This window comes from Bradyrhizobium sp. P5_C11_2, assembly GCF_054049755.1.
Genome location: NZ_JBFULT010000344.1, coordinates 1 through 8,169 on the forward strand (window position 1 = coordinate 1; position 8,169 = coordinate 8,169).

The 8,169-nt window shown below is 65.3% G+C and carries 10 protein-coding genes and 1 pseudogene; 3 read left to right on the top strand and 8 right to left on the bottom strand.

The features are described from left to right. Positions 1-101 precede the first annotated feature (101 nt). Positions 102-1,343 carry a GNAT family N-acetyltransferase gene (locus tag ACXJL8_RS26820; protein WP_456685885.1) on the top strand — a complete coding sequence of 414 codons (1,242 nt, stop codon included), beginning with the start codon at positions 102-104 and terminating at the stop codon, positions 1,341-1,343. 52 nt (positions 1,344-1,395) lie between these two features. Next, entirely contained in the window at positions 1,396-1,821 is a 426-nt protein-coding gene (locus tag ACXJL8_RS26825) for an HIT domain-containing protein (RefSeq protein WP_456685886.1), read from the top strand. A gap of 115 nt (positions 1,822-1,936) precedes the next feature. On the opposite strand, the gene tsaA is transcribed toward ACXJL8_RS26825, so the two are convergent. From tsaA to ACXJL8_RS26845, 4 genes are all read right to left on the bottom strand, one after another. Next, positions 1,937-2,428 carry a tRNA (N6-threonylcarbamoyladenosine(37)-N6)-methyltransferase TrmO gene (gene tsaA, locus ACXJL8_RS26830; RefSeq protein ID WP_456623661.1) on the bottom strand — a complete coding sequence of 164 codons (492 nt, stop codon included), beginning with the start codon at positions 2,426-2,428 and terminating at the stop codon, positions 1,937-1,939. A 31-nt stretch (positions 2,429-2,459) separates the two neighbouring features. Further along, positions 2,460-2,810, bottom strand: coding sequence for an AzlD domain-containing protein (locus tag ACXJL8_RS26835; protein ID WP_456623662.1), 351 nt, complete (start codon positions 2,808-2,810; stop codon positions 2,460-2,462). Further along, positions 2,807-3,547 carry an AzlC family ABC transporter permease gene (locus ACXJL8_RS26840; protein WP_456685887.1) on the bottom strand — a complete coding sequence of 247 codons (741 nt, stop codon included), beginning with the start codon at positions 3,545-3,547 and terminating at the stop codon, positions 2,807-2,809. The genes ACXJL8_RS26835 and ACXJL8_RS26840 overlap by 4 nt, the downstream gene beginning before the upstream one ends. Positions 3,548-3,715: 168 nt before the next feature. After that, on the bottom strand, positions 3,716-4,738 hold the full coding sequence (locus ACXJL8_RS26845; RefSeq protein WP_456623664.1) for a transglycosylase SLT domain-containing protein: 1,023 nt from the start codon (positions 4,736-4,738) through the stop codon (positions 3,716-3,718). Between the two features lie 39 nt (positions 4,739-4,777). Between ACXJL8_RS26845 and ACXJL8_RS26850 the strand changes: the two genes are divergently transcribed. Then, positions 4,778-5,794, top strand: coding sequence for a TRAP transporter substrate-binding protein (locus ACXJL8_RS26850; protein ID WP_456623665.1), 1,017 nt, complete (start codon positions 4,778-4,780; stop codon positions 5,792-5,794). A gap of 69 nt (positions 5,795-5,863) precedes the next feature. Here ACXJL8_RS26850 and ACXJL8_RS26855 read toward each other — a convergent pair whose 3' ends face one another. The 4 genes and pseudogenes from ACXJL8_RS26855 to ACXJL8_RS26870 all read right to left on the bottom strand — a co-directional run. After that, on the bottom strand, positions 5,864-6,064 hold the full coding sequence (locus tag ACXJL8_RS26855; RefSeq protein ID WP_063194940.1) for a hypothetical protein: 201 nt from the start codon (positions 6,062-6,064) through the stop codon (positions 5,864-5,866). 41 nt (positions 6,065-6,105) lie between these two features. Next, complete coding sequence (locus ACXJL8_RS26860) at positions 6,106-6,348, bottom strand: hypothetical protein (RefSeq protein WP_456623666.1); 243 nt, start codon at positions 6,346-6,348, stop codon at positions 6,106-6,108. Positions 6,349-6,403: 55 nt separating this feature from the next. Continuing rightward, entirely contained in the window at positions 6,404-7,705 is a 1,302-nt protein-coding gene (locus tag ACXJL8_RS26865) for a glycoside hydrolase family 130 protein (protein ID WP_456685888.1), read from the bottom strand. Positions 7,706-7,739: 34 nt separating this feature from the next. Beyond that, positions 7,740-8,169 (bottom strand): annotated as a pseudogene (locus tag ACXJL8_RS26870) (glycosyl transferase family 1); the annotation flags it as partial.

An 8,169-nucleotide genomic window follows, 5' to 3' on the forward strand; every position in this document is an offset into this window, starting at 1 on the left:
ACGACTCGGGATAGAGTTGCGCACAGGCGCAGGCGCCGCATTCCCGGCAACCAGTTCCCGCCCTCTTGAAGTCGCTACCGCAATGCACGATCTTTGGCGCGATGGCATCATCCGAAATCACCCTCGAGGCCGTACCGTCCATCGGCGAAGTGTCACCTGACGACTGGGACGCCTGCGCAAATCCCGGCAAGGCTTGCAACGGGCATGGCAGGGGAACCTCATCCGGGATCCCAGGCGACTCCGCCGGCCTCTCAAGACCTGCCTATAACCCGTTCGTCTCGCACGCGTTTCTTTCTGCAATCGAGAGGTCGGGTTCGGCAACCATCCGCACCGGCTGGGGGCCGCGGCACCTCGCGGCCAAGATCGACGGCCGCGTCGCCGGGGTCGTGCCCTGCTATCTGAAATCGCATTCGCAGGGCGAATACGTCTTCGACCGCGGCTGGGCGGACGCCTATGAGCGCGCCGGCGGGCGCTATTATCCCAAGCTCCAGGTCTCGGTTCCCTTCACACCGGCGACAGGGCCGCGGCTCCTCATCCGCGACGGCGTCGATCGCGAGCGTATTGCGGAGGCGCTGGCGGGCGGGCTGGTGGCGCTGTGCGGCGTCAGCAAGGCCTCCTCGGTGCACGTCACCTTCGCGCGTGAGGCCGAATGGAAGCTGCTCGCGGAGCACGGCTTCCTCCAGCGCACCGACCAGCAGTTCCACTGGCACAACGACGGCTTCGCGACCTTCGACGACTTTCTCGCCACCCTGAACTCGCGCCACCGCAAGTCGATCAAGCGCGAGCGGCGCGACGCGCTCGCCCCGGGCATCACCATCCACTGGCTGACGGGTAGCGACATCACCGAGGAAGCCTGGGACGCGTTCTTCGCGTTCTACATGGAGACCGGTTCGCGCAAATGGGGCCGGCCTTATCTCACGCGGGAATTCTTCTCGCTGATCGGCAAGACCATGAGCGACGACGTGCTGCTGGTGATGGCCCGCCGCAACGACCGCTGGATCGCGGGCGCGATCAACTTCATCGGCTCGGACACGCTGTTCGGCCGCAACTGGGGCGCGGTCGAGCATCATCCGTTCCTGCATTTCGAGGTCTGCTACTACCAGGCGATCGACTTCGCGATCAAACGCGGCCTGACGCATGTCGAGGCCGGCGCGCAAGGCGAGCACAAGATCGCGCGCGGCTACCTGCCGCGGACGACCCACTCCGCCCATTTCATCGCCGATCCGGGTCTGCGCCGCGCCATCGACGATTACCTCAAGCGCGAGCGCGCCTATGTCGCGGAAGCAGGCCGCGAGCTGGCCGAGATGGGCCCGTTCCGGAAAGACGCGGACGAGGCGCCTTGACGCCCTCGCGTGGCTGGTGACAGTAAGCACAAAATTTCGAKGAGCCGCCGCCATGACCGCCTACGACCCCAACAACATCTTTGCAAAAATCCTGCGCGGCGAGTTTTCCTGCCACAAGGTCTACGAGGACGAGCATGTGTTCGCCTTCCTCGACATCATGCCGCGCGTGCCCGGCCACACGCTGGTGATCCCGAAGGCCCCTGCCCGCAACATCCTCGACATCAAGCCCGACGATTACGCCCACGTCGCCCGCGGCGTGCACAAGATCGCGGCTGCCGCGATGAAGGCGTTCAAGGCCGACGGCATCACCGTGCAGCAGTTCAACGAGGCCGCCGGCGGACAGGTGGTGTTTCACCTGCACATGCACGTGATGCCGCGCCATGACGGCATCGCGATGCTGCCGCCGGCCAGCYGCAAGGAAGACGTCAAGGTGCTGGAAGAGAACGCGACCAAGCTGATCGCGGCGCTGAAGAGCTGATCGTCATTCCGGGGCGCGACGCAGTCGCGAACCCGGAATCCATTTCGCCGCCGTCATTGCTGCCCGATGGATTCCGGGCTCGTGCCTACGGCACGCCCCGGAATGACGGAGGAAATCACTCCGTCTGAAAATCCCCGGCCTGCGGCGCGGCGAGCGGCGTGAATTCGCAGCGGTCGGGCTTGATGTCGATCAGCGGCGTGTTGTCGATGCAATCGAGCCCGCGCACCAGGATCGCGTTGCCCTCGATGCCGACCAGCTTGACGATCGAGGTGCCGATCGGATTGGGCCTGACCGGCGAGCGCAGCGAGAAGGTGCCGCGGGTTTTCTCGTTGTTCTTCGGGCTTTGCAGGACGATGTCGCGGCGCGACTTGTCGAGCCAATAGAGCACTTCGAGATTGCTGTAGAAGTCGACGCCCTTGATCGCCGCCACGAACGGCTCGAAGATTTCGAGCCGGCACACCGGGCCGTCGGTACGGCCCTGCCGCGGCGTTTCCAGCCGTGAGGTCCAGGGCGTGCGGATGCGGCCGATGAAGACGAGGCCGGCGTCCTGCGTCGGCGGCAAGTCGATGGCGACCTCGCCCTCACGCAGCTCGTTTTCGCGAACCATATGTCCAGTTCCTTGCTGTACCGCGAGCGTTTTAGCCCAACCACCACGTGCCGGCCAGCATGAAGACTTCGCCCGTCACCACGCCCGCGAAGATCGAGCGGCGGGTCAGCAGGAAGGCGACGAGGCCGGCGCCCACCGCACCATACCGCAACACGTCCGGCACGCTGGCGAGCGCGCCGGGCGGCTCGACCACGATCTGGGCAATGACGCCGGCCAAAATCGCGGTTGCGACCGCCCGCACCCAGACCAGGAGCTCCGAGCCCTCGTCGATGCCGCCGCCGAACCACAGGCCCAGCATGCGCCAGATCTGGTTGGGAACAACGCCGGCAACGAACAGCACCGCGAGCGCGTGCCAGTCACCGATGAGCTGGGCAACACTCATGCGCGCACCTCCCGCCACCAGTGCACGCCATAGGCGATCGTGCCGGCCACGACGCCGCTGACGAGGATGTCGAGGCCGGAGTTCATCTTCGCCGCCAACGGATACAGCAAAATCCCGAGCGCGAGCGCGACGACGTCGGCGGCCTCGCGGCTGTTGCGCGCGGTCGAGAACAKGAAGGACAGCGGCGTCAGCAGCAGGATCGCGGCTCCCAACGTCTGCGTCAGGTTGGCGGCGAGGAAATAGCCGACCGTATTGGCGCAGAGACACACCGAGACGAGACCGCAGCCGAGCCCGTGAACGAAGGCGATCCGCCGCTCCCGCGGCACCTGCGGCAGGAAGCGGTGGCACTCGACCCACAATGTCACCGCGGTGAGATGCGCGGCGAAGACCAGCTCGCGCCGTTTTGTCGTCGGCGTCCGCATCAGGGGCAGGACCGACACCACCATCGGAAACAGGCGGATGGCGCTGACGGTCACCGCGATCGCCGACTGGACGACGGTGGCGCCCGAGCCAAGCGTGGTGATCAGGATGATTTGCGCTGGACCTGCCCAGACAAACAGCGTCGAGGCCAGCGCCCAGGCCAGGCTGAAATGGGTGTCGTGGGCGAGCGCACCGATGCCCAGATAAGTCACGAACAGGACGACGGTCAAAATCGTCTGCGTGATCGAGCGCAGCCCCCACGCGAAAGCGCGCCAGGGGCTTTGCCATTGCGGTGAATCGAGCGGTGGAAGCGCCAAGGGAGGGCCGGCCGGGGTTACGGAATCGTGCGCGCATAACGGGCAATGCGGTGGCTGGCGTCAAGGAAGCGAACGGCGGGGCTGGCATGCACGACTTGCCATCCCCTTGTCATTCCGGGGCGCGCCTCTTGGCGCGAGCCCGGAATGACGGAGAGAGAGAGTTGCCCCCTACCCGCTCACACCCCGGTTCTTCAGCACGAAGCAGGCTCCACCCGCCTTGCGGATCCGATTGCACAGATCATCCGCCTCGTTGCGCGTGTCGGCACCGATGCGCACCTGATAGAAGGCGCGCGTGCCGCGGCTGCGCATCACCGATGACAGCAGGCTCGGATCGCGGTCGCCGATCACGGCGCTCAGCCGCGTGACGGCGCGGGAATACATCGCGAGCGCCCTGTTGCGGTCGAAGCCGGCGGCGAGCTGCACGCCCCAGATTTTTGCGGCGGCAAGCTCGACATGCTGCTCGAGCTCGGCGACGAACGGGTTCGGCGCGCGCTTCAGGAGCGCCATCAGATCGCGGCAGCTCGTCGGCGGCGAACTCGGCGGCCCCTTGCCGGTGCTGCCCGCCTTGGCCCACGCATCCACCGACGTGCCGGTGATGGCGTAGACGTAGTTGCGGGTCTGCTCAGGCATGCCGCCGGTGCCGGCGAGCCATTCCTGGACGCGACGCGGGCCAGCGTTGTAGGCGGCGGCCGCAAGGCCGAGATTGCCGAACTGGTTGCGCAGCTCGTTCAAGAACTCCGCCGACTTCGGCAGCGCCTGCACCGGGTTGAAGGGATTGAGCAGCCCGCGCTCGCTCGCGGTGCCCGGCATGAACTGCGCGATCCCCTGCGCGTGCTCGCCACTGCGCGTCATGGGGCCGACCGCATCGGCCTGGAAGCGGCTTTCCTGCCAGATCACGCGGGCGAAGAACTCCAGCGGCAGATTGGCATCGCGCGCGGCCGCCTCGATGATCAGGCAGATCGATTCCCGCGTGTCGCTCTCGCGCGCATCCGCAGGCTTCGCCGGCGGCATCGCCAGTTCCTCGACGCTGGGAACGGCGACATCGGTCCTGGCGGGCGAACTGTCCCACGCCGCCGCCTGCGTCGCAGAGGCCAGCAGTGCGGCGATGACGAGTGATGCAATTCGCGCCAACACTGCCCAAGCATCGCTGTGGCGCAGGCCGGCGCGCCATGCGACAAGATGATCTGCCATGTTGTGGCATCGTGCCATGGTTCAACGAGTTGCCAATATATGCCGCCCGACCAGCTTCTTCCAATGCGTTCCCCTGCTAGGGGGATCCGCGCGCTCCTTGCCCTCGCCGCATTCATCCTGACCGCCGCGCCGGCCATGGCGCAAGTCAACTGGCGGATGACCACGGAATATCCCGAGAGTAACATTTCCGGTATCGGGCTCGTGACCTTCGCCAAACGCGTCTCCGAGCGCACCAACGGTTTCGTGACCGTGGCCAATGCCTTCGACAACGAGCTCAAGATCAACTCGAGCGAGATGCCGCGCGCGGTGCTGGATGGCCGGATCGCCGGCGGGGATGCCTTTGCCGGTGCGCTGTCCGGCCTCGATCCGGTGCTTGGTCTCTCCACCCTGCCCTTCCTCGTGCAATCGGTCGACCTCGCTCGCGCCACCAATGCGCGGGCACGCCCGCTCTACGAGAAGGCCTTCTCCGCGCGCGGCTTAAAACTGCTCTATCTGACGATCTGGCCGGCGACGGGCCTCTGGTCGGATCGCGCGCTTGCAGGCGCCGACGATTTACTGAGCCTGAACTTGCGGGCCTACGACGCCAATTCCAGCGCGGTGATGCGCGCGGCCGGAGCCAATGCGCAGTTCCTGCCGATGGACAAAGCGCTTGCCGGATTGAAGGAGCACCAGCTGAACGCGTTCCTCACCTCCGGCGACGGCGGTGCGGGACGCAAGCTCTGGGACTTCCTGCCGCACTTCACGGCCATCAACTACGCGATGCCGGTCTCGATCGCTTTCGTCCGCAGCGACGCGTTCGCGGAGCTGCCCGAGCCGATGCAGCGCGAGGTGCTGGCCGCGGCCGCCGAGACCGAGCAAAGCCAGTTCGCGCTGCTCGCCCATCGCACGGCCGAGAACTATGCACGCATGCGCGACAACGGCGTCAACATCGCCGAACCCGCGCCGCAATCCCTCGTCGCAGCACTGCGCAACGCCGCAACAAGCACGATCGCCGCCTGGGAAGCCCAGGCCGGCGCGGATGCGGCGGCGATCGTCGCATGGGCACGGCAGCAATAAGGGGTCGCGGCCAACGGCGTGCGACCGCTCCCCGGCGACGAGACATTGGCTGGTTTCGCCTTGCGCTGTTTAGTTTTTGACTGGAACCAGGCTTTCGCCGCTGATGGCGCGGTCGAGGGCATCAATCAGCGCCTGAAATTCGACGAACTTGTTGCGCGCCCGTTCGGCCGTGTCGCGCTCAAAAGGCGCGGCCAGCACCTTCGCATGCGCGTCCCTGTCCTCGATCATGCGATCACGGGCCTTCTTCAGTGTTTCAAGTCGCTCGCTCAYGTCGGCTCCCTTACAAATATCTTTTCGATCGCAACCAGGGTTCAGTCGAAGCCGGACGGAAGCTCGCCCTTCCGGAAGAACACCGTCGGATCATCGTCATAATCACCCATTTCGGGATCGCCGCTGGACGAGAACGCGACGACGCCGAGCTTGCTCAATGCCAGTCTCTCGGCCGTTCGCAGCGCGCCGCTTTCCGACTTGCAGACGATGGGCGCGTCGGCCTTCAGATTTCCACCCTTGCCGGCGTTGAATGCCTGCACCACGTAGGTTGTTTCGCGGACCATGAGCTTCTGACCTCTTGACGAACGCGGTTGACGTCAATGACTGCGAAAGCCGCGCTCAGCGCCGCATCGCTTCCATGAGCGCGGAAATCCTGATCGTTGCAAAACTGGAGAAGGTGTCCGACACGGCATATGGCAGGATGATCTGGTCATTGTGCCTCATCGCACCGCAGGTATAGACGACGTTGGGGACATACCCTTCGCGCTCGGACGGTTCAGGCCGCAACAGCGGCTCGCTCGAACGCGCCAGCACCTTCGATGGGTCACGCTTGTCGAGCAGCGCCGCTCCGATCGAGTATTTGCGGATCGGGCCGACGCCGTGCGTCAGCAGCAGCCAGCCTTCGTCGAGTTCGATGGGCGACCCACAATTGCCGATCTGGACGAATTCCCAGGGAAATTGAGGTTTCAGAATGGCCCGGCCACCGCCTTCCCATGTGTAGAGGTCGTCCGAATACACCAGATACAGGTTCTCATTGTCCTGTCGCGCGATCATGGCATAGCTGCCACCGATCTTGCGTGGGAACAGCGCCATGCCCTTGTTGCCTGCCGCAGCCCCCCGCAAAGGCGTCAGTCGAAACGACATGAAATCGCTGGTCTCGATCAGTTCGGACCGGATCGCGCGTCCGCTGTAGGCCGTGTAGGTCGCGTAATAGGTCTTCCGATCGCCGTCGCGGAATTCGACAAAGCGCGCATCCTCGATGCCGTTCGATTGGGATTCGGTCACGGGAAAGATGACACGCTCGCTGAGATCTTCCTCGGGCCTGAACACCAGCTCGACACGGTCGCCGTCGGGGCCGGACGCGCGCTGGCCGATCCGCGGGACCGAGGCAAGGCGAGCCGTCGGGTCGACGGCCAGGCTCCCGTCCGCCGCGATCGTCCCGGTTCGAAACGTCAGTGACGACACATGGCCTTCACCAACGGCCCGGAGACTGATGATGAAACGCGTGCCGCCCTCGGGCGCACCCGATTGATCGGGGTGCGGCACGATGCTGGGATTGAACAAGGCAGAGGCCTCGAACGAATACTCGCTGAGAAAATACGCGCCGATCAGCTGGCGCTGGGTCCTCGAGAAGACGCCATGCGTCGCGAAAGCATCCTCCATTTCAACGGCGCGGGTCTCGAACCTCTCCAAGAGGTTACGATGCCGACCCTCGAAATTTTCCAGGACGTCCGCGAGCTGAGCCGCAACGGCTTCCGAGCTGAGCGCGAGAACCCGCTCGACGATATGATTGGCGCGCATCTTGTCGGTCGGGTTGAGATCGCGCGGTTCAGTCGCCGGCTTGAATGGCCGCACGATAACCCGCGCCGGATCGGGGCGCAGATGAAGGCCCTGCCGATTCAGGAAAGAAGCTTGTGACACGGTATCCTCGGCTTGCTGAATGAGAAGATGAAGTTCAGGCACCCACGGCGCGCAAGGCCGCAGGCCGTGTCAGGCTCGTGTTGACGCGCGCAAGCTGGCGCATCTCGGCAAGTCCAAGGAGATAGCAAACGACCGACTCGCCGCCGCGGTTTTCGTTGGCGCGATCGGGGTGCAAGCCATCGCGGCAACTGCCGGTGAGCGGATCGGCCAGCGCCACCGAGAGATCATTGCTGCCGAGAAACCAGGCGAAGGCGCGCGTTGCCCTGGTCTTCCATTCGGCATCGCCGTCCGCGCGCCACGCCGTAAGGCAGGCCGCGATCGTCGCCGTTGCCTCGACAGGCTGCTGATCGAAGGCACGGGGACGCTGCCGGCGCTCGCCGAAGCCGGCGGTGCCGACCGGCCGGAAGTGACCGGCCGTGGTCGTTTGCTGCGTCATGAGCCAGCGCAACGACCTCAATCCGGCA